This window comes from Klebsiella sp. K-Nf6, from assembly GCF_002806655.1.
Taxonomy (GTDB): Bacteria; Pseudomonadota; Gammaproteobacteria; order Enterobacterales; family Enterobacteriaceae; genus Klebsiella; species Klebsiella variicola.
Window position 1 is genome coordinate 1 of sequence record NZ_PIBN01000075.1, and the last position, 249, is coordinate 249.

A 249-nucleotide genomic window follows, 5' to 3' on the forward strand; every position below is an offset into this window, starting at 1 on the left:
AGGCGGCCATGCTGGTCACCTGCGCGGCCATCTCATCGAGACCGAGCTGCATCAGGGCGGCCGTCAGCGACTGGAGACCGGACTGCAACGCGGTCAGGCCATCCAGCGCTGAGCCGGTGTCCTGCTCCAGCTGCTGGCGCAGGGACGTAATCGCCTGCTGGCTTGCCAGCGCATTCAGCCGGTTCGCCTGGCCATTGCGCTTCTGGTAATAGATAAAGGCCAGCAGTTGCCCCTCGCTGTCAGGCACCA

1 pseudogene is annotated in these 249 nt (G+C 65.1%); it reads right to left on the bottom strand.

The features are described from left to right. A pseudogene (locus CWM61_RS28695) lies at positions 1–249 on the bottom strand (spore coat protein CotH); the annotation flags it as partial.